A 24,864-nucleotide genomic window follows, 5' to 3' on the forward strand; every position below is an offset into this window, starting at 1 on the left:
CTTTATAGAACGTGTCCACAGTTTATATTTTACTATATTTAATATTCATTAAGTGTATTTTTTGTTAATATGTATAATTACATAAAGTTGAAGGCGAAAGAGAGTATGCTTTCGTATTGTGTAATGAAGAAAAAACACTTTAAGGTGCCTTCTTTCGATTGGAATCATCTTAATTGTATTGCGTCGTTATCATATAAGAAAAAAGACATCAATTAAGATGTCCTTTTTTCTTTGTAAAATTGGTGTTAAGAAGGTATAACCTATGAATAATATAACAATCATCGAGTAAGTTTATTATAGCAGCGATAAATAGGGTTTTTATATGTAATATTACATATATATAGATTTATTTATATTTTATTTGTATATTTTAATTGTCTGTTCCTTGTTTTAATTCGTTTAGTTATATTATTTTTTGAGTGCTCCAGCAATGGAGCCTTTTTTTAGTATTCTATTTTGATGATGTTCCATAAGATTAGCACCTTTTAAAGCTGTTTTTATATAAAAAGCCTTTAACTTGTAATTATAGCTAAAGGCTCTAAGTGTCATACTTTATAGTTTATAAAATCTTATAAGAAGAATAACCAGTATTTTATATAGAATTTATCCCGCTATTTGCCGGGCTGCCTGTAAACGCCCAAGTGGTGAGAGCTGATTAAAGTTTCACTTTATAATGTTTTTTATCCAATTTGGAATTGAAAATGTACTAGCTTGATAATGAAGCTAGGTTATTAGAAGTGAAAAATTTTAGTTTTATTATAATTAATAGAAATGAAAGTAGTGTAAATATAAATCCACTCCAAATAAGTTGATGAATACCTAAGTTTGAAATGAACCAGCCTCCAATAGTTGTTCCTAGAGTAATTCCGAGATTTGAGAATGAAACGAATAGGCTATTACCAAATTCGGGTGCTTCTCTTGCTTCACTTATTAACCATGTTTGACCAACAATTAATCCACCAGCATGCACGATTCCCCAAATGAATACCATAAAAATCATTGGAACAAGATAAGAACCTAAATAATAAACCAATATGTAAACAATAGAATATAAAATAGGGAACGATATTACTGTATTTACTATGCTTCTTTGCAAGAGACTACCAAATAAATGATTGCCTAAAATCATAACTATACCAAATATGAATAGCATGACACTGATGAGAGATCCATTCATGGAAGTTACTTTTGCAAGGTACTCGGCGAAGTAGCTGTATACGGAAAACATAGCTGCAAAAAGGAATGTGATGGTTAAAATATTTAACCATAATCCTGGTTTGCCGAGTATACGAATTTGTTTGCCGAAAGACATTTTTTCTTTAACGGGCATAGAAGGAAGTGAGATTAGCATTCCAATGAATGCAAGGGCGTTAATAAGCGCTCCGAATAAGAAAGCAATTTCTAATGAAAATTGATCTGCAAGGTAAGAGGTTAATGGTACACCTAGTGCAAAGCCAACCGTAATTCCCATGAAAACTTTTGTAACCGCTTGACCACTCTTTTCAGGAGGGGCAAGTTTAGCAGCTGTTACAAGAGCGATTGAAAAGAAGAGTGGGTGAAGTGCTGCTGGTAAAATACGAAAAACAAGCATGATTTCAAATTGTGTTGTATAAGCGTAGATTATATTTGAAATAACAAAAACAAAGATGACTGTTAATAAAATTATTTTGCGATTAATACTAGAAATGAGCAGAATTAAAAACGGACCAGAAATAGCAACGACTAGTGCGAATATACTTACTAAAAATCCTGCTTGTGCAGTTGAAATGCCAAATTTCTGAGTGATTTGTGGTAATACGCCGACAATACCCATCTCGGTAGTAATAATTCCAAACACCCCTATTGCTAGTGTAAGAATAAGTAAAGGACTTACTTTTTTCATTTGTAAAACTCTCCATTCTTATTATTATTTTGAAAGTAAAATCGATTTATTAAAAAAGAAATGAGCATGATTGGATGTCAATAGTATTAGAATTATGTAATGTTAAATACAAAGACAGATATCTAAATAACTAGATATGATATGTTAAAAAAATGCTCCTTTCTATGTTTCTTACTTTTATAGGTAGCGAAGTTTTAAAAAGAATGTATTGGACAGCTATATAAAAGTAGAATGTGTGAAAGCAAATAATCGATTGGTAGGTTGATTATTTGCTTTCATTTTATAATTCGTTTTGAACGTATTCAGAAAACTCTCGTATTGTTTTTTCATTTCGGCGATAGTAGGTCCATTTTCCAATTCGGTCAGATTGTAGTAAACCTGCTTTTTTCATAGTTAATAAATAACTAGAAATAACCGATTGGGCTAAGCCAGTTTTAAGCTGGATATCTCCTACGCACACTCCAACTTGAAAACTAAGGCCTTGCTCTAGATAAGCTTTTTCATCGAAATGGTTTTCTGGATTTTTCAACCATGATAAAATTTGACATCTTGTTTCATTTGACAATGCTTTATAAATTAATAAAGGTTCCATAAGGATATTATATCTACTTTTATAGATTTGTAAATGGGTTTGTGTGATTTTAAGGGAAGAAGGTATAGTTGATCCCCTCGAATAGGAACAGGGTGCTCTTGATCTGTACCTTTTGTAAAGGACATTCTAAAAAAAGTTAGGCAACCTAAAAAAGATGATTTCTGTATGCAAACAGGAGTCATTTTCTTTAAATTCTATTGATAGCAAGAGTGATTATAGTACGTCATATATTTCTTAATTTCATGTGTTAACTGAACAAACGATTCACATGAGTTTATATATGCTGCATCGGTTAAAGTATTACAGGCAAAAATGATAGTATTGTTAGGTTTAAGCATGTTGTTGCCTAGCTATCAATGGCGGATTCCTAAGAAGAGTAATAATAAAACCCAACTGAAGATTTAAGAAAAATTTTATGTTTATCCCACTCTTTATTTTAAAAGTTTTTCCTATCCTATAAATGACTTACATCATGAAGGAGACTAAAAAAGACAAAGTCATAGATGAAAATGTAAAGTTAGGGGATTCTACATGCATACAGGAGTTTTGATTAGTTATTTGTATACGTATTTTTTTACTATAATTTTTTGTATTGTGTTTCAAATTGGATTTTATTTTAAAGCGAAAAACAATATATCTATTCGGCATTTTTTATGGGTGTATGTTTTTCTATTCTACCTTTCGCTAGTGTATAAGGTGACGCAAATCGCGACTGTATGGGATATAAGTAGATATGAAACGTGGATTCGTGTAAGTCAAATCAACTTGACTCTATTTGATACGCTAGGTAGTACTACGTATCTTTTGAACATTGTACTGTTTATGCCGTTAGGTTTTTTATTACCGACTATTTGGCCGCAGTTTAGAAAGATAAAAAACACCGTATGCGCGGGATTCTTTTTTTCATTGGCAATTGAGTTAAATCAATTACTAAATAATAGAATTACAGATATTGATGATTTATTTACGAATACCCTTGGGGCAATTATTGGGTATGTCTTATATAAAGTATTATATACAGCGTTATTTAAATTGATATTGAAAAGAGAGGAAAAAAAGCTTGATACAAACTCGTCTCTAGTCATAAAATACGAGGCTGTTTTTTGTTTAGTGTGTTCATTTGTAGGTGCGATGTTCATTTATTATCCAGCTTTATTTGGAAGACCTGTAATCATTCAGTGAGGTGAGTATGAATTTCTTTTGAACGCTCGAGCGATATTTCAATTTGTAAAAAGCCTTTAACTTGTTATAGTTAAAGGCTTTTATCATCATAATTTTTACTTACCAATTACCCACTCTAACATCCGCCTTCAACCACTTCACCCAATCCAAATCCTCTACCTTAAGCAAACTGAGCGAAACACCCTTCATATCTAAAGAAGTCAACAGCGTACCAACCTTTACGAACTCCACATGTAATCCTTCCAGCTCACACAAACGGCGAATGTCATTCGCGAAAATATATTGTTCCATTAATGGTGTCGCGCCGAGTCCATTAATGAGGATAGCGAAATTGTCTCCTTTTCTCCAGCGATAAATGCTTTTTAGTTTGTTCATCAGTTCGATCGCTAATATTTCAGAAGAGGATAGCGCTTCTTTACGGTAACCTTTTTCGCCATGGATGCCGACGCCGTAAAACACTTCATCATTGTTTAATGTGAATGAAGCTTTTCCTTTTACTGGATCGTTGGCAGGGGAAAGGGCAACTCCTAATGTGTGTAAGTTTTCAGTAATAGAACGGCCGAGTGCTGTTAGTTCTTCTAAAGAATGTCCTTCAAGAGCGGCCGCACCAATTATTTTTTGAACGAAAACAGTGCCAGCTACGCCGCGTCTTCTTTTATTAAAAGAAGCATCATCTTCAATTGAAACGTCGTCATTTACGATGATGTGGTCAATTTTTCTTCCTTCTTCTTTAGCAATTTGCTTTGCCGTTAGAAAGTTTTCAACGTCATCTTTAAAGTTTTTAATGATGAATAAAATATTTTTATCTTTCGGCATGAGGCGAGTTGCCGCCACAATTTGTTCCACTGTAGGCGGAGTGAAGATGCTTCCGTTTACTGCTGCCGTAAGCATTCCTTTTCCTACATAGCCAATATCAGCGGGTTCATGCCCGCTACCACCGCCGCTTATTATAGCAACGTTTTGCTTCAGTTTTTCAATATCTTTTACATAAATGATGTTATTTGTTTCGTCGTAATTTACTTTGTCGTTATGTTCAAAATAAAAGCCATGCATCATATCTTGAACAATATTTTGTACATCATTCATAATCTTTTTCATTGCTTTTGCCACCCTTTAATTACTTTGCTGACTGCTCCAGTAATAGTAGTAATTGATTGTTTATCATATTTTTCATGAGAGAAGACATAATGGATGGATTTACTTCGCACTTGCTTTCAATCCAATCTTTTATCGTTCCAACGAAGCCGTGACTATAAAAGGAGGCAATCGTATTTTTCGTTTCAATAGAAAGAGTTAAGCCACAGTTCACGGATAGTTCATCAATAATCTTCATATATAAGTTTTTCGTGTGCTCAAATAAATAGTGATTAAACGAGTTTTGTTCAATGACTTTAAAAGCATTTCGGTAAAATTTTTGATTTTCGTAAAAGTAATCAAATAATAAATCGAAAATATTTTCCCATGTTTCATAGTCGAGAAAGTCGATAATGTTTTCCTTCGTTTCTTCTCTATAAATCCAGCTTAATAGTTCAAATTTATCTTTAAAATGATAATAAAAAGTTTGCCTACGCATTTGACAGTGTAACATAATATCGCTCACTGATATTTTATGAAACGACTCTGTTTCCATTAAATATTTCAATGAGTTCGCGATTAATTTTTTAGAAATTATAGAAGAGGTCATCTGAATCATCCCTAGAATGTTAGTAATATAAAAATCCTATCTATAAATGAGAGCGGTGTCTTTAGACAGATTGTCCATTTTGTCCGTTTACTATAAAACGCTTTCATTTTAACATGAGTAGTAAGAAGAAGATTTCAAATATATCACAATATATTAAAGGAATTGAGGGATAATCACAATGAAAAAGATTATAAACAAACCAGAAACATTAGTAATGGAAATGTGTAACGGAATGGTTATGGCTCACCCAGAGCTTGAACTTTTGAAAAAATATAAAGTTATTAAGAAGAAAGAAATGAACGAAAACAAAGTAACATTAATTAGTGGCGGCGGTAGTGGCCATGAGCCGGCACATGCAGGATTAGTCGGAAAAGGAATGTTAGATGCGGCGGTGTGCGGAGATGTGTTTGCGTCACCTTCACAAATTCAGGTGTATCAAGCGATTAAAGAGACAGCTAGTAAAAAAGGAACGTTATTAATTATTAAAAATTACAGCGGCGATATTATGAATTTCAAAAACGGAGCTCATTTAGCGACGGAAGATGGAATTGAAGTCGACTACGTAAAAGTGGATGATGATATTGCGGTAGAAGATAGCCTATATACAGTAGGACGCCGCGGCGTTGCGGGAGTTATTTTAGTTCATAAAATTGCCGGCGCAGCAGCGGAAGAAGGTATGGATTTAGGAGCGGTGAAAGCTGTAGCGGAAAAAGCAGCGGCTAACGTGCGCACAATCGGTTTAGCGTTAACTTCTTGTACAGTTCCAGCGAGCGGATCACCTACTTTCACACTTGCGGAAGATGAAATGGAATACGGCGTAGGTATTCACGGCGAACCAGGAATTAAGCGTGAAAAAATGCTGTCAGCAGATGAACTAGCTAACCGTATGACAAATGATCTTGTAAAAGATTTAGGAGTAAAAGATGGCGAGGAAATCGCACTTCTAGTTAACGGTTTTGGCGGAACACCACTGCAAGAACTTTACTTATTTAACAACGCAGTGACGAGAGAATTAGCTGCTAGAAACATTAAAATCAATAGAGTATTCGTCGGTAACTATATGACAAGTATCGATATGGCTGGCATGTCTTTAACAGTGATGAAGTTAGATGATGAGTTAAAAACATTACTATCAAAAGAGTGTAATACACCAGCGTTTAAAGTAGATGGGTCAGTTGAAAGTGTAGAGTACGTGAATGTACTTGAAGAGAAAGAAGAGAAGGAAGTTTCCTTTGAAATAGAAACAGCGGAAGAGCATGCTGTGATTAAGGATAATGTTATTACATTAAACAACATGATTTATCTCGTTGATAAAATGAGCGACGTTATTATTAAAAACGAAGTACCGTTCTGTGAGTTAGATACACACGCAGGTGACGGCGACTTCGGAATGAGTGTGGCAAAAGGATTTAAGCAATTAAAACGTGAGTGGCATTCTATTGTAAATCAAGAGAACGTAACGATTGGGTCATTCCTTGACGGTTGTTCAATGATTATTATGGAACATTGCGGCGGCGCATCTGGTCCAATTTGGGGTGGTGCATTCCGCGCAGCTAGCAAAGCAGCAGGAGAAAAACGTGAGCTAACAGTGAAAGAATTCGCTGAAATGTTGCAAGCAGCACTTCAAGGTATACAATCTATCGGAGAAAGATCATTTGGTAGAGGAGCGGTAGTTGGTGACAAAACACTTGTTGACGCGCTTGCTCCATGTGTAGATTCTTGGTTAAATAGCGCTTCAAACGAAGAAGACATGAAAACTGCTTTTGAAAAAGGAGCAGAAGCAGCAGTTAAAGGAGCAGAGTATACGAAAGAAATCGTAGCTCGCATGGGCCGCGCCGGTACAGTTGGTGAAAGAAGCTTAGGCTATCCAGATGCAGGTGCACATGCACTTGGAGTTATCTTTACGGAGATTGCTGGTAGTTTGAAATAGGATTAAGAAGATCCCTTCTACCTTAAGGTAGAAGGGATCTTCTTAATATTGTTTTTTGATATGTATATTGCTAAATATGTTCCAATAATTGATCCTATTGTATTAAGAATAATATCATCTACATCAAAAGAACGACCTATAAAAGGAACTAGTATTTGGAGAAGTTCAATTGAACAACTTACTCCCATGCATATAAGTATGTTTATGGTTAATTTATTAACGAATTTTATATATAGCATGAATGAAAATGGGATAAATAAAACAATATTCCCTATTATATTTTTGAAAGAGATAAATATTGATTTGTTTTCAACAAAATCAAACATACTATAAAAAGGTATATAGTTATGTATTCTATTTATAGTATATAGTTCTGGATCTAGTTTTATTGGGAATATAGTTAAACTTATTATAAATATAATTGAACTATAGAAAGTGAAATTAAGAATCTCTTTTTTATGTTCAATTTTAGTTTTATTTATTATTTTATAACTAATAAATAAAAAGTAAATTATGAGAAACAATGTTATAAAACCTGTGTTTTTTAATTCCATTATTTTCATCTCCAAAATGATCATTCGCTAATTAATTTTTTAATAGATCAATTATTTTTGTTCTTTTTTTACTGAATACCATTATAAACAGTACTAAAATATTGATTGTTAGTATTAAAGTTAAACTAAACCATAGAGGTAAATTAAAAGTTGGTATTGTTCCTAAGTTCATAATTTTCAAAGTGATAGGGATAAAGACTGTTGTTAATTTCATAATTAAGTTTGAAAAAATAATTCCTAGAAGAAATCCGATAGTTGCAAATAAGGTATATTGAATTAAGAATGTCAAAAATATTTCCTTCCAAATAAACCCGGATATATAATAAATTATCATTTCTTTAACTCTTTTTTGCATATTTCTTTGGATAAAAAAGTATAAGCTTATGATTATTGAAAGTTTAACTATAATAAAAATTATTAAGAATAAATTTGTTATTTCTTCATGGCGTATTCGATAAAAATAATTTTGTATAAATAGAATAAATTTAAAATTGAAATATAATCCAATCGTTCCAATTGTATTATATATAATAATCCAAATGTATTCGTTAGAGATTATAAATGAATTTTTGATTTGTTTATTGATAAGCGTAAACATTTTTTTGTATGTCATAATCTTACGTCTTAGTTAATTTAGTCGGTTGAATTTTCGCGATTTTAAACAAGGAAATCAGACTGCTTAAAATTGGTATTGTTATACCTAATATAAGACAGATGATATTAGATAATATAAAATCGTTTATATCAATTTTAAAATCAGCAAAATATATAGTAAGAAATTTATTTGAGAGAAATTTTATTATTAGTAGTAGTGACCCAGAAATAATTAGATTTAACAATACACTTAAACCACTAATAAATAGAGTTTCTATCGAGAAACATTTTAAAATATCTAAATTTAAATATCCTACGGTCTTTAAGATACCAATTTCATTCATTCTTTCTCGTATTGATTCTAAAGTATTTGAAATTATATTAAATATAGAAATTATTAATGTTAGTGACAAAAGCAAGAAACCTATCATCTTTATATAAGAATGAATATCTTTTATGTCTCCAAGCTCTGATTTTAAAATAACGTTAAATTTTTCTTTTTCAATTATGCTTTTTATGTTGTTCAAATTTTCATATTTGTTAACTACTACAGCCATATTTTGTACATTAGTTTCTTTTTGGAAACTAGTATTTAGATTTAGTAAATCAGAATAAGGAATATAGAATGTGTCAGGTGTATCAAATGTAGTTGTTGGATCATATACACCTACTACTTTGAATTTATATTCCCCATATGTATGACCAGTTTGATTGTATATTTTATATTTTAATGTAATATATTCCCCTATAAAATCTGCACCATTTAAAAAATTGTTTTTTTCTTTAGTTAATCCTATTTCATAACCTAGAGGATCTAAGGAAAATTCAGTTGGTATAAGGGCAACGTTCTTGGAGTTTTCATATATTCCATTTCCTTTTACTATATTGGGTGAAATTTTATCTAATGCGGGTTTAAGGAATATCTCTCCCTTGGTTAGATTTTGATTTTTTTCAATCTGAACTTCTCCGCCATTATTACTAATCCAAGGATAAATTTTAATAATATCTTTATGGTTATTGAATTTTTCATAAATTTTCTCTTTGTTATCATCGCGTGTTCCTGTTTCTACAATTAAAGTTTTGAAATCAACAGTATTAAGTAATTTTGTTTGTATGAAGTTGTTGAGTCCGTTTGATATACAAGTGGTTAATGTTAATAATATTAAAGCAATTGTTGTAATTAATATATTGATTGTATTTTTTTTTCTTCTTCTTAATAAGTTAACTGTAGCTAATTTTATATAAAGCTTTATTTTCAATGCTTTTCCTCCAATTCCCCATTTTTTAACTCGTAAATTGTATCGGTATAATTTTTCACGCTTTCATTATGAGATATAACAACAACTGATTTTCCTATATTCACTAATTCTTTGAATATATTAAATATATTTGATTCATTTTCTTTATCTAGATTACCTGTTGGTTCATCTGCTAAAATACAATCTGGATCGTTAGCTAATGCTCTTGCGATTGCTATACGTTGCTGTTCTCCTCCAGATAATTCATTTGGGAAATGATGTTTTCTATGCTCTAAACCAACTAATTTTAATAACTCATCAGCTCTTATTTCCATATCATGATAATTGTATTTTGGATTAACATACATTGGTAACATTACATTTTCATTAGCTTTCAATAAATTATTTAGGTGATATGATTGAAAAACAAACCCTATAGTAGACATTCTTAAAAATGCTGCTTCTTTAGGTTTTAAGTTAGAAGTTTGTTTCCCATTTATATATATTTCTCCTTTGTCTGGGATATCGAGTAATCCTAATAAGTGCAACAATGTACTTTTTCCAGCGCCAGATTTCCCAACTATAGAATAAAAATTATTTTTTTTAATTTCTAAATTCACATTATCTAGTATGACTAAATTATCTTTATACTCTTTATAGATGTTATTTGCATAAATTAATGTATTACTCATAAAATACTCCTTAGTATAGATTAAAAACCAAGTATTTGTATTTAAAACACAAATACTTGGTTTTTGGTTTATTTTATCTTGAAGACATTACTACAGGATCAGCTGTCAATCCTTCTCTATCGGATGTACTAAAGTGGTAGAAGTATTTGCCGCTTTTTACATATCCTAAATTTTTATTATTAGTGTAATATCCAGTTAGATTTACTATGCCGCTAGCGTGTGTAGTATGTGACCATGAACCACCAGTGCGAACACTAGTGCTTACACTAGTATGATTTCCACCTTCTTTATAACTAGTTGGTGTCATTTTTATATTATGAGTTCCTGCAGAAAAACTTCTTTTTGCTCCGGTTACCGTTGAGTTTGAGCTTATATCTAAACTTGAAGAATATGAGCTAGCTGAAGCTACAAGACTTCCTGCTAGTAGACATGCCACGAATACACTACTTCCTAATGCAAATCTTTTTTTGTTTTTCATTTTTTTCCTCCTCATAAAAAATACAAACCAAATTTGGATGTTATTATTTTGATACGACTTATAAGAGCTCTATTAGAATATATAGAAATAACGATATAAAGTAAATAGGGTTCACGTCATCAAAAGTATAAAATTGTACCTTGTGTCACAATTTAGGCAAGTTTTTGACATATTTCAATTGATTTCCTGTACCTTTTGGTATGTTAAAAATCCTTAATCCGTATAACGGCTGTAATTTAAATAAGTTTATTATTAACTATAGTTTGTAGAATATAAGGGGATTTTTAATGAAAAGCATTCTATTCATTTGATTATCTTGTAGTAAGCGAAAAACGTGAGCTAACAGTGAAAGAGTTCACTGAAATACTGCAAGTAGCACTGCAAGGCATACAATCTATCGGTGAAAGATCTTTCGGTAGAGGAGCGATAGTTGGTGATAAAACGCTTGGAGTTATCTTTACGGAGATTGCGGGTAGTTTGAAATAGGAATTAGCAAGTCCCTCTGCCTTAAGGTGGAGGGATTTTTATATAGTTGATATGTAGAAGACTTCTTTCGGTGCTCTCTCTGTAAAATATGAGTTTGTTACTATTTTTGATAAAATCTTATTTCAAAACTACAACTAATATTTCTCAACATTAATATATTGAAAATAGTTAGAATATTCAAGGTGATCATTTATGAAGAAATATATTATAAAAAAAGGGGGAATTTATTTTGTTACGTCGTTTATCTATTTGTACAGTACTAACAGCTTTTATGTTTACTTTGTTTACATTTAACGGCTCTGCTTTCGCGGCTACGAATGCTACTGAAAATGAAACAGTAGTAGCAGCTTGTGCAAAGGGAGGTACGGTAGGTGTATATGGTGCAAAGATGCGCAGTGGTTACACTGTTGGATCACCTGTCTTACATACATTTAATGATGGTACGAAAATTACTGGAACATGGGTAACCGGTGAATATGTTCAAGGTCATTACAGTAATTCTAAACAGTGGTTAAAAGTTACATATAAAAGGATGACAGGTTATGTATCCCATACAACATTATATAACGTTTGCTCATAAAACTATGTACTATAATAGCTTTTGATGTATTGAGCTAATCTCTTCTAGGGATTAGTTCTTTTTTGTCTCTTAATTTTTAATGGAGCATTTTTTGAAAAAAACCAACGATTCATTAAATCGATGGTTTTATGTTTATCCCGCATTAACGGGCAGTAAGACCCACACCTCAAAATTCAGCGGAAGCAAAGAAGTTAGGTGGAGGATCACCTGCCCGTAAACGCCCCACTGATTAAAGTTTCACTTTATATATTATTCATTTGTATCTATATCAAATTTTCCGGTACTTTTTGCTTATTTGAGAGATTTCTTCAATCAAATTGTATTTTAGACTTAGTTTTTTTGTGATTGCAGCTTATCAATTTTCCAGTATGTTTGTAGAGGGTCTAAAGAGCTTTCAATATAAAACATATATTCATCTACGGTACCTGGTGCTTCAAAAGCTATTTTCAATTCTACCGTTTCATTTGGTTTAACTTGTATATCAGAAGGGTTTTGATCAAGCACCTTTCCTTTATAGATCTTTCCGTCTTTTTCATCTTTTAAGTTATATTTTAATTCTGATAGTCCAATCGTTTGACCTCGTACATTTTTTACAGAGACATTAACCATGACGGAATCGTTGCTAGCATTTAAATATGCACTTTGAACAGCGGCCAAGTAATAGCCTCCCTTAACACTCTCGCCAACTAATAAAATACCTTGTTCCAAGCGGCTCATATCTTCCTTTTCTTCAAAGTTTATTAATTCTTCATTTACATTTTTTGCGCTTGGTTCTTCTATTGGAGCATTTTCAACGGCACTATCTGTTTTATCTTGTGTGCAAGCAGCCGTAACACTGACTAATACTAGAATGAAAGTAAGTAATATAGATAATTTTCTCATAAAATTTATCTGTCTCCTTAAGTTTCTCAATTTTGTGCAGCTATACATATAAGATTAACATAATGTCTCATTATTGGCACAAAATAGGGGTGGGTTAGACATCTTATTCTTTTTAATTTTAATATACATTCGATTGGTTCTCGCGATATTTGTTAATCTTTTAAAACATTAGCTTAGTAATACCGAGGGTTATTATAGATATATTAATCATATAATTTGTCCATATCAAAATGAACGTTTTTTGCATCTAATATATTGTAAATATATTTTATTTTGAAAGGATGTGATTATATGGCTCATAAATCTACTGGGGTGTTTCGAGTTCCAGTTTCTGAAAATGGGATTATTCCAACTGCTCTCAACATTATGTTAAACAATGATTCACGCTGCCATACTAGTAATGTAACGGTAACTGTTAAGAGAAGCCGAAACACTTTTTTCCCAACTCAAAATGAATTAGTTGAAATCTCTCGTACTTTTGTTTCTTTAGAACCAAACAGAACAACTAAGATTGTGTTGTTTACTCCAGAATTCCAAATAGAAGATTTCCTTGATGTCATCATTAGTGGAAATAAAGATGATGTTAAGGATGTTCTTGTATATTCTTTCTTAGCAGATTCAGTAGGGCATAATCTGCCATCTACTGTTTTCAGAAATGCAGAATACACTTTTGCTTGCTGACACCGTGATGATGCATTCTTTACGGTCGTATATCTGAATTGAAATGTTAAATAGGAGTTGATTTAACATTTATTCCGTATTAACGGGCTGCCCGTAAATGCAGCAGGCGAAAAACGTGAGCTAACAGTGAAAGAGTTCGCTGAAATGTAGCAAGCAGCACTACAAGGCATACAATCTATCGAGCGGTAGTTGGTGAAAAAACGCTTGTTGACGCACTTGGGGTTATCTTTACGGAGATTGCGAGTAGTTTGAAATAGAAATTAAAAGATCCCTTCTACCTTAAGGTGGAGGGGTTTTCTTAATATTGTTTTTTGATATATATTGCTAAATATGTTCCAATAATTAATTCTATTGTATTGAGAATAATATCAGCTACATCAAAAAAACGACTTATAAAAGGAACTAGTATTTGAAGGAGTTCCACCTCAAACATACTCCTATGCATATAAATATGTTTGAGGTGGATTTTTTAAAGAATTTTATATAGCATGAATGAAAATGGGATAAATAAAACAATGTTTCCTATTATGTTTTTAAGAATTAATTGAGTAGGTACTTGTAAAAATAAAGAAAAGATACCAAAAGGAGCATTCTGCCGACTTAAATTATTTTAATATTATCGTTCTAAGTTTAAAAGCTATAGGGATTTTTTCTGTGGGATTTGTAAGTAGTTTTTACGAAATTATGAGTGTTTTTTATTTTGTAATTCAATAAGTTCATCTGGTAGCATTTTTGTATAATATTCTTTTTCTGTTAGTTCAAATATAAATAATGCTTTTTTCCAGTTATAAATAACATCTTCTACATTATGTTGTTTAATTTTTAATAAAAACTGACCTTTTAAATAGAAGAGTTCACCTAATAGGTATAACGTATTTAGATTAATTGCTAATTTGATGCCCTTATCAATGTATTTTATTGCCTCTTCATGTTGATATGTGAAGTCCAAAGATTTTGCTAAATTTAACATGATTTTCAACTTAATTTCTTTATCTCTAGGAAAATCTAACTTATTAAAATTACTTAAACATCTTTTTAATATATTAATACTTTTTTCATATTCTTTATTTTCCGCATAAAATATAGCCATTGTTTGCATAATATCTATTTCTCTTTCTGATAAAAAATCAGAATTAGTTAAAGTCAGTTTTAATGCATTATTTAAAAAATCTAAAGCATTTTTTAATGATTTATCCACTATAAATATAGCAATTGCTTCATGCCATATTAGAAATTGTTTCTCTTCTTTTGTTTGAAAATTATTTAAGTTTTTCTCTTTTTTCACTATTTCATAAAGTTCTTTATATTGTTTTTGCTTTAAGCAATCTTTTATTACGTATTTTACATTTTCTACATATTTTAATCTTTTATTTTGAGTTAGTGCAAATATATTATTTGGATCAATACCAAGTCTTTCTGATAATTGATATAGCAATATACTAGATGGATAAATCATACCTTTTTCAATCTTGCTAATTTGACTTTGTGAACATATTCCATGACATAATTCGGATTGTGATATATTTTTTTTGATTCTAAGTTCTTTAATGGTAATACCCAAATCGTTAAATTCCATTCTTCCACCTACTATTTAGCACTTTCACTTTATTAATATAAGAATATTCCCTAACCTTAATGTAATGTAAAATTAATATAGTTGCAATTATTGTTTTAAAGGAATAAGATGCTGAGACTTTTATATGTACAAAAAAGATACCTTAAGGTATCCTCGCAATTGATATATGAGACTATAGTTTTCCAATCAGAAAAAATTTTGGATCAGCCCATTAATGGTATATCTTGATATTTAGTTTATTTAGTATGGATTTTTACAAACCTTCCTAACCCCTCTATTTTCCATTTGATAAAATAAAATCCTAATATTACCAATAATTAAATAAATATTTCTACATATTCAAGATATTTACATAAATTACAAAAGTGATACATTTAAGTTGTAAGTTATAAAAACTATTAAAGGGGGATTTATTATGTTCAAGAAATTAGTAGTAGGGCTATTGGCAACAGGTATTGCATTAACAGGAGGAATTGGGGCAGCTTCAGCTGATACGCAAAAAGCTGTGAGCTCTCCGAAACAAGCAACATGCTCAATTCCTTATGAGTATTCTAACGGTAAGTTCAAAAGAACTCTTTATTACTCAAATGGAGTATATGCTAATAGTTTTAATGAAAATGTTTGTGGCGGGACGATTACGTGGTATTTAAAACATGTTCAAAATGGAGTTGCTTTTTACGAAGGTAATTTAAAATAGTAGATTTTTTGAACCTCATTTATTGAGGTTCTTTTATTTTTAGTTTTTAAACTGATTTTCTATAAAAAAGACACCCTAAGGTGCCTTCTTGCGATTTGATCCATCGTAATATGGTATTGGATGCCAATCCAATTATTATTTTACCACATTAAATAGTTGCGGTTATTGAGAAACAATAAAACTCTTTATTTGAATGAAAAAAGCCCTAGGGGGACTAGGACTTTTTTCTAGAATGAATATGATTTAAAAAAGGACTTATATAACGTAACATATGAATGTTTCGTAAATGTATCAAAAAAGTGAACAAAATAGTTAATTTAAATAAAAAATATTTCCTTGTATTAAGCAGCTAGCAAAGGCTAACTGCTTAATACAAGGAGATACAGAGAAGACTAAATGGATTCTGGCATACAGCCTATCAACATTATGGACATAATATTGAGTTTTATTCAAAGGAATTCATGTTTTATAAATTAGATTATGATAGTTGATATTCTCCATATTGACCAGAAAAGAATTAAAAATTCTAGTGAAATTCCAAGTGTTCGTTTCCTAGTTTTTTGAAATTCTTTTATTAAATAGCCAACAGCACTAATTGCTATAAGAATGAAAAGAATAAGTTCGAGTGTAACTGGCATTTTATCTACTCCTAATACAATAATTTATTATATAAAGATTATAAGATATTTTTATGGCTAGTGGTGAAAAATTTAATAGAACTATTTCTAAATGGATGAAATGTTTCAACAGACCAATCAAAGGTTAATACAACAAGTGTTATACAATATACGCATGGAGGGCCATCGGGCTGATGAAATATTGAAGTATAAAGAGTTGTTATATCAAAGGATTATTACCGAAGAAGAGTTCTAAGTGAAGAAAAAGTAATTATTAGGTATATAGATGAAACGCTCAAATGAGCGTTTTTTTATTTATATATTCGCAAGTAAAATAACATAATATTACTATGAATCCTTATAACAATATGAATTTTTGCATATTTTAAAATTCAATATATCCATCAAAAACTTTTAATTGTATAATATATTTTGTCATATTTTTAGATTTTTCGACATAAACCAACAAAAATAGAGAATGTATTGGGAGAAGACATTATGTATACAAAACTATTAAAATCAATTACATCATTATCACTTATTGGTGGTGCGTTGTTATATACAAATGGTAGCGATGTAAAAGCTGCTGAAGTGGGTGTTTTTTCTGATGTGCCGACATCACATTGGTCATATCCTGCGATTAAAGATTTAGCGAGTAAAAATATTATTTCCGGTTATGGAAATGGGATATTTGGTTTTGGAGATGTTGCGACAAGGGAGCAAGTTGCGGCTTTAATTTATCGAGTGTTAGTACCGAATAAACAAGGCGGTTCGTTTAGTAATGATGGAACTCGTTACGTATTAAAGGATGGATCTACGTTTAAAAATCCTTACGGTGATATTAATCAAAGTTCTACAATGTTCCCAGAAGAGGTATTAACTTTAACGAATTTAGGAGTTTTTAAAGGTGATGAAAATGGTCAATTTAGACCGAAAGCTTCTGTGAGTCGTGCGGAAATGGCACAAATTCTTACAAATGCTTTCCATCTTGCGGCAAAACAAAAACATACCTTTAAGGATGTTCCAAATCCATTTTGGGCAGAAAACGCAATTAGTGCGGTGCAGTCAAATGGAATCGCAGATGGCACAGGGAACGGGAATTTTGAACCGTATGGCACAGTAACACGTGAACAGTATGCGCAGTTTTTATATAAAACTTTGAAGTATAAAAATGCTGATGTGAAAGATACAGGAGATGCGGCATTATTAACAGCGTTTAAAGGGGAAGTACAAAAGCGTATTAATACATACGAGACAAATATTACACTTCCATATAAAACGAAAAACAATAATACAAACGAAGTGATGAATACACTTTTTAACGCATATAAAGAAGTTGCAAGTAAAAATGAGTATACAAATAATAATAGATCGAATGTTTCATATGGACTTTCTGGATCACCTGGAAATTATACATTTACGCTTAAGATTACATATCGTGAAACGAAAGAACAGACGGAATATGTCATGAAACAAGCGAAAGCAATCGTTTCTTCTATTACTCAAGTTGGAATGGATGATCACGAAAAAGTGAAGGCGATTCATGATTACGTAGTAAAACATGTTTCTTATGATACGTCTTATAAAGCTTACACAGCATATGAAGCACTTGTAAATCGTTCTGCGGTTTGCCAAGGTTACGCACTATTAACTTATCAATTGTTAAAAGAAGCAGGAATTGAAAATCATTTCGTGACAGGAACTGGGGACGGACAACCTCATGCTTGGAATTTAGTGAAAATCGAAAACAAATGGTATCACCTTGATACAACATTCGATGATCCGGTGCCAGATGAGCAGGGCCGCGTAACGTATTCGTATTTTAACTTATCAGATGAGCAAATAACAAGAAATCATGAATGGAACCGCGGAGATTACCCGCAAGCTACAACAAACTATTATAGTACACTGACAAATAAAATTGCGGCAGGTAGTAAGAAAACGCCTGCATATCAGCAAATATTAAAAGATACAAAGTTAAACTATTTAGGAAATGAATATATTGCAAATAACTATACCGAATTAAAAAATAAAATGCAGCAGCGTTATAGTGCAAAACCAGAGAAAATTGAAGTGCTGTACAAGCAATCAATGAATGGTGCACTGCAAGATGTGAAAAAGGTAATTGGCGAAATCGATTATCCGCAAGGGGCAAACCGAGTTTCTTATAAAGCGGAGCCTTACAATGCGAAAGAAGGGTATTCTTTAGTGACGATTACGTTTACGTATTAAGAATGAGAAAAAGCATCTGTTTCAGATGCTTTTTTTTATTATATTGATTCGACAAAATATGACAGTTGAAAGCGAATTGGTCTGTTATGATAATTTTTTAAATTTTACATTTTGGAGGATTAATCATGAACAAAAAGAAGATTTCCGCTGCGTTAATAGGAATTGTAGCCTTATTTATAATTATTAATGTAGTTGTTATGAAAGAGAAAACGACATCAACCAGTGAAAAAATGTACTCTGAGAAAGAATATAATAAATTAGTAGATGAACATTTTGAAGAAACGCAAAAGTTGAAAAGTGATATGAGTGTGTTAGAAACTGAAAAAAAATCTCTTGATGAGCAAGTGAAGAAGTTAAAAGATGAGTTAGCGAAAAAAGAGCAACAAGTAGCTCAGCAGCCGGTTCAACAAGAACAACCAAAGCAAGAGCCACAACAACCAGCACCAGCGCAACAGCCGGAAAAGAAAGAAGAGCCAAAACCGGAACAACCTACTGGATCATTCGAAAACCCTATGAAAAGCATAAACAAAACAGAGGCAATGAATAAAGTAAAGGAAAAGGCGAAGCAAGACTTCCAAGATGACTATATGACACAAAACTTTGTTGCGGAGGAACAATCAAAAGCATTTGATTTCTTAAACAGTATTGAAATTAAATCACAAGAAGAATTAAATGTAATGAAGAATGCATTGAAAGATTTTTCTAACGACTTTATGACCACGAAGTTTGTTTATGAAGAGCAAATGAAGGCGAAGAATAAGCAAGGGTAATACAAAAACGCTATCTTTTAAAAAGGTAGCGTTTTTTTTATGGATTATAAAGTTATTCCTACATTTGACATATACAGTCGAACTATATAGTTTGGCTATATAGTTATCGTTACATTGGAGGTCTTTATGAATAGAGATAAAAATTTACCATTAACGGAAACAACGTATTACGTACTTTTAGCTTTATTAGAACCAGCCCATGGTTATTTAATTATGCAAAAGGTAGAGGAACTTAGTAATCATCAAGTGAAAATTGCAGCGGGTACACTGTATGGTGCGATTGAAAATTTATTAAAACAAGGATTAATAGAATCGGTAAAAAGTGAAGATAAACGCAGAAAAGTGTATGTCATTACGGAACGAGGGAAAGAAGTATTGCATTTAGACTTTATGAGAATGCAGCACATTATTGCGGTTACAAAAAGTTTATTACACGTATAGTTAGGGGGAAACGATGATGTGGAGATTGAAATTCTTTTTAGACTTTGAGAAAGAGGAAAAATGGTTAGAGGAGATGGCTTGGAAAGGCTATCAACTAGAAAGCAATACATTTGGTTATACATTTAGATATACAGAACCGGAAGATGCGACGATTAAAATAGACCATAGAGTATTTAGTAGAAAAAGTGATTTTATTAATTACTGCACATTATTTGAAGATAGTGGCTGGGAGCATATAGCTGGTAATAGGTGGTCAGGTACGCAATATTTTAAAAAGGTAGATGAAGAAAGTGAAGATGACATTTTTTCAGATCCAATGTCACGAGCAGGGAAGTATAAGCGTCTATCTAAAACATTTTTAGAATTAGCGATCTGTTATTTGCCGATATTATTTTTATTTATGTATAGTAATACAATGAATTTAGGAGCCTTTGTAAATCCGAAAGAACTATACTTGACGCCAGGATTATGGGATAAGCAAGGTGTATCATTTCTATGGTCATTGTTATTTGAAACGCCATTTGCATTAATGAGAGGACTTTTTTTGACATTTATCCCCGTTGTGACATGTATGTATTTCGTTTGCTCGTATAAAGCAAATCGATTGTATGAAGAGAGAAGATGATAGGATGGGGTCTCTTAAAGCTGATGCTTTGAGGGGATTTTTTGAATTTAAAAATGCAACATCTGGGTTATATTGTAAAATATTTACTTTATAAACATTTGAATGTGATATAATTTTAATAATAATATTACTTAGGAGGATGATCATCATTCATACACTTTTAGGTATTATTGGGGTAATTGTTTTACTAGCTTTTGTTATCCATCCCCGGCGTCCCAGACAAGCGTGTCCCTCTAAAAAATAAACTCGCAGTAATCCTTCCATTGATTGTTATAGCCGGTTTCATTTCCTTTTATATATGATTAAAATAAGAACTTATCAAGTAGAAGTATATATATTTTTCTACCAATGTGTAGTTCCACTAGGAGGTTGCTTATAATGAGATTTCATAAATACACAGTAATGCTTATGTTTCTAGCCATTGGCTCAAGCAATGACTTTTAGGTGTCATCACTGCTATTGTCCTCTTGTTAATCGCTGCATGGACCATACAGACGACCAACATAAATAAATTATTGTATTTCTCAATAAAAAAAATAACTTAACATAGTAAAATAATAGTTGGATAGGAGTCTAATACATATTATTAAAATTAAAGTGGTTCAAGTCGGAGGAAGGCACCTTAGGGTGTCTTTTCTTTATTTTGCTAATGAATAGCTTGTCCTCTTCTATATAACTCTTTAAAATATAAAATGTGCCATCTTTGCCCTTCCCTTATGAAGGGAGGGACAGGAATGAAAAAACGTAAAAAAAAGGCGACCAAAAAGACAGAATCCCAGTCTTTCGTAAGTAATCTAGCATCGTGGACGACAGTACTGAGAAATATTCATTACTTCTTCACGCAAAGCCAGTTTGTAAAACATATAATTCAATTCATCAAAGAACAAATTGGAATGTAAAAAAGTGCTGCTATGATTAGCAACACTCAACTCAAAAACTAAAGTAGATCGAACACTGAGCTGAAAGTACTGACCATACTTTCTTCGCACAAGACCAAAGTGATTTAGAAGCGGCAAAGATGTCAGTGTTCTATCTTCTACTAAGATTATATTTTATTTTGTCCATAATAGACCTATATATACGTTAATAAAAAAGAAATACCCCAGCGACCAACCGGGGTATTTCATGACCGATAGGAATGAAAAAACTTGGCGACCAAACCTAGCTTTTGTGTTATTCCCATAAAATTTAAAAACTAAGCAACATCTTGTTGCACTTTTATTTTATCATTATCTTTCTCTTATTGGAATACATTAGATTATTTTTTAGATAAGAGTCCAATACATATTATTAAAATTAAAGAGGTTCAAGTCGGAGGAATGAACTTTAGGGTGTCTTTTTTTTCTAAAAGAGAGTTTTGCTTTCAAGAAGATACATTTTCAATGGATTACTGCCATGAGTATATAGATAAAGTCCATCAAGACATGTATGTTCATGAATATGTAAAATTACATAAAATTTCAGTGAAAAAGAGAGTATACTTTCGTATTGTGTAATAAAGATAAAGCCCGCCTACGGAAATAGGTGGGCTTTTTTTACTTATAAAGAAAAGACAACCTGTAAGGTGTCTTCCTCCGATTTGAAACATTTTACTAGGTTAAGTATTTGTGATAATAAACTCTTTTAATTGGAATGAACCGGAGTAGTACATCACTTTATTCTTAAGCATCATTCTCAACAAAAGTGAAGATTTTCATTATCTTTTTAACTACAAAGGGTAATAATTTAGAAGCTAAAAATGCAAGTACGAAAGCAATTCCCCATGTTTTCATCCATGATTTGAGAAATAAAGCTGTATATCCAACATTCATTGAAACCATGACGAAAGAGATAATACTAGATATACCTAAAATCATAAAGATATTAAAAATTATTGGTTCGAATTTTTTATTGATTTTCAAAATTAACACCTATTTTCTATATATGCTTTGCCGCCCAATTTCACCAACATCTAATCTTACAGTTTGAAATCTAGGTTGTCCAGCTTGTTTTACTTTTCTGCAATAGCAATATTATATGGAATAGAGTTTCACCATATTGCTATTAAACTAAAATTTTAAGATTGCACCTAAACGAAATTTATAGTATCGAAGTTCATTTTGGAGGGGGATGTAATACTACATCTTACACTTAAACTGCACATTGCGTATTTTTTATGAAGAAAAGACACTCATATAAAGGTGTCTTTTCCGATAGTTTTTTAGCAGAAGCAAGCAGCTCCAACGATGATTAATAAAATAAACAATACAACTAACAAAGCAAATCCTCCAGCGAAGCCACAGCCACCACAACTACCACCAAAGCCCATAACAGTTCCTCCTTTTAATAGGAAGGGAAAACCAAGGGGTCACTCATGTGTTTTAACGGATTCCATTTACTTTATGCTTTTACGAATGAATGGAGCAGGTCCTTTTCAAAATAGATTTATCCCGCTATTTGTCGGGGAGTAAGACCTCTATTGGCGAGGGCTGATTTAAAGTTTCACTTTATTCTTTAAGAGCGAATAAATAAAAAACAAAATATCCAAAAATATAGATAGAAATCCGCTTTTATACCTTTCAATAAAAGAATACTAGCATTATATATTATAAGGAATACTTGTCCTTAATTGTAAATGAAAGGGGGGAATTGGTATGAGTTATGGCTATGGTCACCCTCCAAAAAAATGCTGTGAACATCATAATGAAACTTTATCAACGGGTATATTACGTAGACATTCCGCTACGTTATTTCTTACTGTGGATGCTATGAATGTTGATCCCGACGATACTCGTAGAGTAACTGTTGAAATGTTTGATTGGTCATCTGGTTCTCCGGTATTGTTACCATTAATAGATCCTTCAACGCAAACATTGCCACCTAATCGATATGTTACTTTTCGTTCAGCAGCTCTTCCTCCAGCACTTTTTGCTTATGAAGTAAGAATCATTCGTCCGAAAGATAGAGATGTTGTTACGAATGTTTTTGGTCTTAGTGCAATCGTATTTAACCCACAAGAAGGAAATAATGTTTTACAACATGATTTAGCAAAATTAGACCTTAAATAGATCTTATAAAAGTCTATTTATTGGGTATGATTAAACAAAAGAGTAGGATGTAATCCTACTCTTTTTTTAATGTTAACTAGAATTTTAAAAGAAATCCTTCATCATTTTAGTATCTTTAATATTCACTATCACACTTTCTACCTTATCTTTCTTCTCATCTTTGGCAATTGTAATTTGTTCCTTATTATCAACCCAAACAAGAAACTCTTCTTTTTCGTCATCTTTATATGTAACGGTTATAGTAGAATGCACAGATTGTTTCTTTTTTTGATCTAAAGTGATAGTTTTAGGTGTTCCATTTTGAACTGCTGAAACGATAGATTTTATCATTTCTTCATTATCTGTTTGAGATTTGGACGTAGTATGATTTGTTGTTTTCAGTATTTCAATGTCGGTAATATTTGCGGAGTTTAATTGAAAGGTATTTTGTGTATGTTCTTGCTTAACTTGTGAAGCTTTATCTGTAACCGAGGTACTTGTACAACCTATTAAAGTGAAAGATAGAGCGGTTAGAGCGCATATAGATATGATTTTTTTCATATTATCCCTCCTTACGTTCAATTATAACAATTTTCCGTTAATTTAGGAGGTTATTGTAAGTAGAAGATGTTTTAAAGTGGTAAATGATGTTGTTTATTTTCTATTAAAATCAAAATTCACATAACTTTTTTTGAATTTTATGTTTAACATTTCGAAAATAGGTGTACTACATATAATATAACAAATAATTCATTTTAAAGGAGGAAGTTAAAGATGGAAACGAAGTATAGTAAACCTTTTGTATATGAATTTATTACGGAGAAAGAGGTCATGAATGCAGCGAATGATCTAGTGAAGAAAGGAATAGAACAAAAAGATATTTACGTATTAACACATGAGAAAGATAGGACAGATAGAATTGCAGACAATGCAGACGTGAATACAATTGGGATAAAAGAGGAGGGACTTGGGACAAGCATTATTAACGTCTTTCAAAAAACAGGAGATCAGTTAAGAAATAAGATGCAGGAGTTAGGGCTTAATGAGGAAGAAGCGAACTTTTATGAAGAAAAGCTGGATGAAGGGAAAATCTTGTTATTCGTTAAGGATTTAGAAAGAGTCGGTGAATGGTTACAAGAAAGAAGATGCATGTATTCTATTTAAATTTGTATCCTTTACATCTATAAATCTATTACGAAAAGGAGATGGGAAATATGAGTGAGAGCGGGCTAAAAGAACAAATTACGGGTAAAGTTGAAAAGAAAAAAGGACAAATAAAAGAAGGAATTGGTGAAGTTACAGAAGATAGAGAGTTGAAAACTGAAGGGAAGTGGGAGAAGACGAAGGGAACTATAAAAGAAAAAGTCGGAAAAGTGAAACAAAAGATAAGCGATGAGTTGGATAATAAAGAATAATACATTTTCA

General features: G+C 31.6%; 28 protein-coding genes and 1 pseudogene. 14 read left to right on the forward strand and 15 right to left on the reverse strand.

What is annotated here, in order from left to right:
* Window positions 1-706: 706 nt before the first annotated feature.
* The 3 genes and pseudogenes from DOS87_RS05075 to DOS87_RS30025 all read right to left on the reverse strand — a co-directional run.
* Entirely contained in the window at window positions 707-1,882 is a 1,176-nt protein-coding gene (locus DOS87_RS05075) for an MFS transporter (RefSeq protein WP_000757913.1), read from the reverse strand.
* A 280-nt stretch (window positions 1,883-2,162) separates the two neighbouring features.
* Window positions 2,163-2,474 carry an ArsR/SmtB family transcription factor gene (locus tag DOS87_RS05080; protein ID WP_000433538.1) on the reverse strand — a complete coding sequence of 104 codons (312 nt, stop codon included), beginning with the start codon at window positions 2,472-2,474 and terminating at the stop codon, window positions 2,163-2,165.
* A gap of 194 nt (window positions 2,475-2,668) precedes the next feature.
* Window positions 2,669-2,770 (reverse strand): annotated as a pseudogene (locus DOS87_RS30025) (TetR family transcriptional regulator); the annotation flags it as partial.
* 235 nt (window positions 2,771-3,005) lie between these two features.
* Between DOS87_RS30025 and DOS87_RS05085 the strand changes: the two are divergent.
* A complete protein-coding gene (locus tag DOS87_RS05085) occupies window positions 3,006-3,656 on the forward strand; it encodes a VanZ family protein (RefSeq protein ID WP_000556847.1) in 651 nt (216 codons plus the stop codon).
* 99 nt (window positions 3,657-3,755) lie between these two features.
* Here the strand turns inward: DOS87_RS05085 and dhaQ are convergent, their stop codons facing one another.
* Both dhaQ and dhaS read right to left on the reverse strand, forming a co-directional pair.
* Window positions 3,756-4,754, reverse strand: a complete 999-nt coding sequence (dhaQ, locus tag DOS87_RS05090; RefSeq protein ID WP_000723390.1) for a DhaKLM operon coactivator DhaQ — start codon at window positions 4,752-4,754, stop codon at window positions 3,756-3,758.
* A 19-nt stretch (window positions 4,755-4,773) separates the two neighbouring features.
* On the reverse strand, window positions 4,774-5,340 hold the full coding sequence (gene dhaS / locus DOS87_RS05095; RefSeq protein ID WP_208730219.1) for a dihydroxyacetone kinase transcriptional activator DhaS: 567 nt from the start codon (window positions 5,338-5,340) through the stop codon (window positions 4,774-4,776).
* Between the two features lie 178 nt (window positions 5,341-5,518).
* Here dhaS and dhaK point away from each other — a divergent pair, with 178 nt between their 5' ends.
* Window positions 5,519-7,270 (forward strand): dihydroxyacetone kinase subunit DhaK, encoded by a 1,752-nt coding sequence (gene dhaK / locus DOS87_RS05100; RefSeq protein WP_000720766.1) that lies wholly within the window; start codon window positions 5,519-5,521, stop codon window positions 7,268-7,270.
* Window positions 7,271-7,287: 17 nt separating this feature from the next.
* On the opposite strand, the gene DOS87_RS05105 is transcribed toward dhaK, so the two are convergent.
* From DOS87_RS05105 to DOS87_RS05120, 5 genes are all read right to left on the reverse strand, one after another.
* Window positions 7,288-7,824, reverse strand: coding sequence for a VanZ family protein (locus tag DOS87_RS05105; protein ID WP_000421102.1), 537 nt, complete (start codon window positions 7,822-7,824; stop codon window positions 7,288-7,290).
* A 31-nt stretch (window positions 7,825-7,855) separates the two neighbouring features.
* Window positions 7,856-8,437, reverse strand: coding sequence for an FtsX-like permease family protein (locus DOS87_RS30460; protein ID WP_000221338.1), 582 nt, complete (start codon window positions 8,435-8,437; stop codon window positions 7,856-7,858).
* Window positions 8,438-8,441: 4 nt separating this feature from the next.
* Complete coding sequence (locus tag DOS87_RS05110) at window positions 8,442-9,677, reverse strand: ABC transporter permease (RefSeq protein ID WP_002162901.1); 1,236 nt, start codon at window positions 9,675-9,677, stop codon at window positions 8,442-8,444.
* Window positions 9,674-10,348 carry an ABC transporter ATP-binding protein gene (locus DOS87_RS05115; RefSeq protein ID WP_000072424.1) on the reverse strand — a complete coding sequence of 225 codons (675 nt, stop codon included), beginning with the start codon at window positions 10,346-10,348 and terminating at the stop codon, window positions 9,674-9,676. The genes DOS87_RS05110 and DOS87_RS05115 overlap by 4 nt, the downstream gene beginning before the upstream one ends.
* 73 nt (window positions 10,349-10,421) lie before the next feature.
* Window positions 10,422-10,826 (reverse strand): hypothetical protein, encoded by a 405-nt coding sequence (locus DOS87_RS05120; protein ID WP_000791393.1) that lies wholly within the window; start codon window positions 10,824-10,826, stop codon window positions 10,422-10,424.
* A gap of 345 nt (window positions 10,827-11,171) precedes the next feature.
* On the opposite strand from DOS87_RS05120, the gene DOS87_RS05125 reads away from it, so the two are divergent.
* Both DOS87_RS05125 and DOS87_RS05130 read left to right on the forward strand, forming a co-directional pair.
* Window positions 11,172-11,312: a hypothetical protein gene (locus DOS87_RS05125; RefSeq protein ID WP_000657807.1), complete on the forward strand. Its 141-nt coding sequence runs from the start codon at window positions 11,172-11,174 to the stop codon at window positions 11,310-11,312.
* A 229-nt stretch (window positions 11,313-11,541) separates the two neighbouring features.
* On the forward strand, window positions 11,542-11,892 hold the full coding sequence (locus DOS87_RS05130) for an SH3 domain-containing protein (RefSeq protein ID WP_000946196.1): 351 nt from the start codon (window positions 11,542-11,544) through the stop codon (window positions 11,890-11,892).
* 330 nt (window positions 11,893-12,222) lie between these two features.
* On the opposite strand, the gene DOS87_RS05135 is transcribed toward DOS87_RS05130, so the two are convergent.
* Window positions 12,223-12,774, reverse strand: coding sequence for a hypothetical protein (locus DOS87_RS05135; RefSeq protein ID WP_001228900.1), 552 nt, complete (start codon window positions 12,772-12,774; stop codon window positions 12,223-12,225).
* A 291-nt stretch (window positions 12,775-13,065) separates the two neighbouring features.
* On the opposite strand from DOS87_RS05135, the gene DOS87_RS05140 reads away from it, so the two are divergent.
* A complete protein-coding gene (locus DOS87_RS05140; RefSeq protein WP_000940658.1) occupies window positions 13,066-13,455 on the forward strand; it encodes a hypothetical protein in 390 nt (129 codons plus the stop codon).
* A gap of 682 nt (window positions 13,456-14,137) precedes the next feature.
* On the opposite strand, the gene DOS87_RS05145 is transcribed toward DOS87_RS05140, so the two are convergent.
* A complete protein-coding gene (locus DOS87_RS05145; RefSeq protein WP_000395471.1) occupies window positions 14,138-15,031 on the reverse strand; it encodes a helix-turn-helix domain-containing protein in 894 nt (297 codons plus the stop codon).
* 415 nt (window positions 15,032-15,446) lie between these two features.
* On the opposite strand from DOS87_RS05145, the gene DOS87_RS05150 reads away from it, so the two are divergent.
* The 6 genes from DOS87_RS05150 to DOS87_RS05175 all read left to right on the forward strand — a co-directional run bounded on the left by DOS87_RS05150 (window position 15,447) and on the right by DOS87_RS05175 (window position 21,312).
* Window positions 15,447-15,728 carry an LCI fold-containing protein gene (locus DOS87_RS05150; RefSeq protein ID WP_000473837.1) on the forward strand — a complete coding sequence of 94 codons (282 nt, stop codon included), beginning with the start codon at window positions 15,447-15,449 and terminating at the stop codon, window positions 15,726-15,728.
* A 1,115-nt stretch (window positions 15,729-16,843) separates the two neighbouring features.
* On the forward strand, window positions 16,844-18,577 hold the full coding sequence (locus DOS87_RS05155) for an S-layer homology domain-containing protein (protein WP_098578401.1): 1,734 nt from the start codon (window positions 16,844-16,846) through the stop codon (window positions 18,575-18,577).
* 125 nt (window positions 18,578-18,702) lie between these two features.
* A complete protein-coding gene (locus tag DOS87_RS05160) occupies window positions 18,703-19,347 on the forward strand; it encodes a hypothetical protein (protein WP_098578402.1) in 645 nt (214 codons plus the stop codon).
* A 126-nt stretch (window positions 19,348-19,473) separates the two neighbouring features.
* A complete protein-coding gene (locus DOS87_RS05165; RefSeq protein WP_098578403.1) occupies window positions 19,474-19,788 on the forward strand; it encodes a PadR family transcriptional regulator in 315 nt (104 codons plus the stop codon).
* A 13-nt stretch (window positions 19,789-19,801) separates the two neighbouring features.
* Entirely contained in the window at window positions 19,802-20,413 is a 612-nt protein-coding gene (locus tag DOS87_RS05170) for a DUF2812 domain-containing protein (protein WP_002162900.1), read from the forward strand.
* Between the two features lie 734 nt (window positions 20,414-21,147).
* Window positions 21,148-21,312, forward strand: a complete 165-nt coding sequence (locus DOS87_RS05175; protein ID WP_000746319.1) for a hypothetical protein — start codon at window positions 21,148-21,150, stop codon at window positions 21,310-21,312.
* Between the two features lie 762 nt (window positions 21,313-22,074).
* On the opposite strand, the gene DOS87_RS05180 is transcribed toward DOS87_RS05175, so the two are convergent.
* Both DOS87_RS05180 and DOS87_RS05185 read right to left on the reverse strand, forming a co-directional pair.
* Complete coding sequence (locus tag DOS87_RS05180; RefSeq protein WP_000700210.1) at window positions 22,075-22,314, reverse strand: DUF2798 domain-containing protein; 240 nt, start codon at window positions 22,312-22,314, stop codon at window positions 22,075-22,077.
* A gap of 299 nt (window positions 22,315-22,613) precedes the next feature.
* Window positions 22,614-22,721: a YjcZ family sporulation protein gene (locus DOS87_RS05185; protein ID WP_000505670.1), complete on the reverse strand. Its 108-nt coding sequence runs from the start codon at window positions 22,719-22,721 to the stop codon at window positions 22,614-22,616.
* A gap of 325 nt (window positions 22,722-23,046) precedes the next feature.
* On the opposite strand from DOS87_RS05185, the gene DOS87_RS05190 reads away from it, so the two are divergent.
* Window positions 23,047-23,460, forward strand: a complete 414-nt coding sequence (locus DOS87_RS05190) for a hypothetical protein (protein ID WP_000120208.1) — start codon at window positions 23,047-23,049, stop codon at window positions 23,458-23,460.
* Window positions 23,461-23,544: 84 nt separating this feature from the next.
* On the opposite strand, the gene DOS87_RS05195 is transcribed toward DOS87_RS05190, so the two are convergent.
* Window positions 23,545-24,000: a hypothetical protein gene (locus DOS87_RS05195; protein ID WP_000720866.1), complete on the reverse strand. Its 456-nt coding sequence runs from the start codon at window positions 23,998-24,000 to the stop codon at window positions 23,545-23,547.
* 213 nt (window positions 24,001-24,213) lie between these two features.
* On the opposite strand from DOS87_RS05195, the gene DOS87_RS05200 reads away from it, so the two are divergent.
* Together DOS87_RS05200 and DOS87_RS05205 are read left to right on the forward strand one after the other, a co-directional pair.
* The gene (locus DOS87_RS05200; RefSeq protein ID WP_000448818.1) at window positions 24,214-24,603 is read left to right on the forward strand and encodes a YflT domain-containing protein; all 390 of its coding nucleotides are present in this window, start codon (window positions 24,214-24,216) and stop codon (window positions 24,601-24,603) included.
* A 50-nt stretch (window positions 24,604-24,653) separates the two neighbouring features.
* Window positions 24,654-24,854, forward strand: coding sequence for a CsbD family protein (locus DOS87_RS05205; RefSeq protein ID WP_000004260.1), 201 nt, complete (start codon window positions 24,654-24,656; stop codon window positions 24,852-24,854).
* Window positions 24,855-24,864: the final 10 nt, after the last annotated feature.

The sequence above is a fragment of the Bacillus sp. CR71 genome, assembly GCF_003429245.1.
In the GTDB taxonomy this organism is placed as follows: Bacteria; Bacillota; Bacilli; order Bacillales; family Bacillaceae_G; genus Bacillus_A; species Bacillus_A thuringiensis_S.

What these genes read in the sequence shown, in the direction of transcription:
- DOS87_RS05075 (WP_000757913.1), bottom strand. Translation starts at nt 1,882, where the DNA reads ATGAAAAAAGTAAGTCCTTTACTTATTCTTACACTAGCAATAGGGGTG.
- DOS87_RS05190 (WP_000120208.1), top strand. Translation starts at nt 23,047, where the DNA reads ATGAGTTATGGCTATGGTCACCCTCCAAAAAAATGCTGTGAACATCAT.
- DOS87_RS05140 (WP_000940658.1), top strand. Translation starts at nt 13,066, where the DNA reads ATGGCTCATAAATCTACTGGGGTGTTTCGAGTTCCAGTTTCTGAAAAT.
- DOS87_RS05195 (WP_000720866.1), bottom strand. Translation starts at nt 24,000, where the DNA reads ATGAAAAAAATCATATCTATATGCGCTCTAACCGCTCTATCTTTCACT.
- DOS87_RS05150 (WP_000473837.1), top strand. Translation starts at nt 15,447, where the DNA reads ATGTTCAAGAAATTAGTAGTAGGGCTATTGGCAACAGGTATTGCATTA.
- DOS87_RS05165 (WP_098578403.1), top strand. Translation starts at nt 19,474, where the DNA reads ATGAATAGAGATAAAAATTTACCATTAACGGAAACAACGTATTACGTA.
- DOS87_RS05105 (WP_000421102.1), bottom strand. Translation starts at nt 7,824, where the DNA reads ATGGAATTAAAAAACACAGGTTTTATAACATTGTTTCTCATAATTTAC.
- DOS87_RS05170 (WP_002162900.1), top strand. Translation starts at nt 19,802, where the DNA reads ATGATGTGGAGATTGAAATTCTTTTTAGACTTTGAGAAAGAGGAAAAA.
- DOS87_RS05200 (WP_000448818.1), top strand. Translation starts at nt 24,214, where the DNA reads ATGGAAACGAAGTATAGTAAACCTTTTGTATATGAATTTATTACGGAG.
- DOS87_RS05205 (WP_000004260.1), top strand. Translation starts at nt 24,654, where the DNA reads ATGAGTGAGAGCGGGCTAAAAGAACAAATTACGGGTAAAGTTGAAAAG.
- DOS87_RS05160 (WP_098578402.1), top strand. Translation starts at nt 18,703, where the DNA reads ATGAACAAAAAGAAGATTTCCGCTGCGTTAATAGGAATTGTAGCCTTA.
- DOS87_RS05155 (WP_098578401.1), top strand. Translation starts at nt 16,844, where the DNA reads ATGTATACAAAACTATTAAAATCAATTACATCATTATCACTTATTGGT.
- DOS87_RS05175 (WP_000746319.1), top strand. Translation starts at nt 21,148, where the DNA reads ATGAAAAAACGTAAAAAAAAGGCGACCAAAAAGACAGAATCCCAGTCT.
- DOS87_RS05135 (WP_001228900.1), bottom strand. Translation starts at nt 12,774, where the DNA reads ATGAGAAAATTATCTATATTACTTACTTTCATTCTAGTATTAGTCAGT.
- DOS87_RS05115 (WP_000072424.1), bottom strand. Translation starts at nt 10,348, where the DNA reads ATGAGTAATACATTAATTTATGCAAATAACATCTATAAAGAGTATAAA.
- DOS87_RS05120 (WP_000791393.1), bottom strand. Translation starts at nt 10,826, where the DNA reads ATGAAAAACAAAAAAAGATTTGCATTAGGAAGTAGTGTATTCGTGGCA.
- DOS87_RS05080 (WP_000433538.1), bottom strand. Translation starts at nt 2,474, where the DNA reads ATGGAACCTTTATTAATTTATAAAGCATTGTCAAATGAAACAAGATGT.
- DOS87_RS05085 (WP_000556847.1), top strand. Translation starts at nt 3,006, where the DNA reads ATGCATACAGGAGTTTTGATTAGTTATTTGTATACGTATTTTTTTACT.
- dhaS (WP_208730219.1), bottom strand. Translation starts at nt 5,340, where the DNA reads ATGACCTCTTCTATAATTTCTAAAAAATTAATCGCGAACTCATTGAAA.
- dhaQ (WP_000723390.1), bottom strand. Translation starts at nt 4,754, where the DNA reads ATGAAAAAGATTATGAATGATGTACAAAATATTGTTCAAGATATGATG.
- DOS87_RS05145 (WP_000395471.1), bottom strand. Translation starts at nt 15,031, where the DNA reads ATGGAATTTAACGATTTGGGTATTACCATTAAAGAACTTAGAATCAAA.
- dhaK (WP_000720766.1), top strand. Translation starts at nt 5,519, where the DNA reads ATGAAAAAGATTATAAACAAACCAGAAACATTAGTAATGGAAATGTGT.
- DOS87_RS30460 (WP_000221338.1), bottom strand. Translation starts at nt 8,437, where the DNA reads ATGACATACAAAAAAATGTTTACGCTTATCAATAAACAAATCAAAAAT.
- DOS87_RS05185 (WP_000505670.1), bottom strand. Translation starts at nt 22,721, where the DNA reads ATGGGCTTTGGTGGTAGTTGTGGTGGCTGTGGCTTCGCTGGAGGATTT.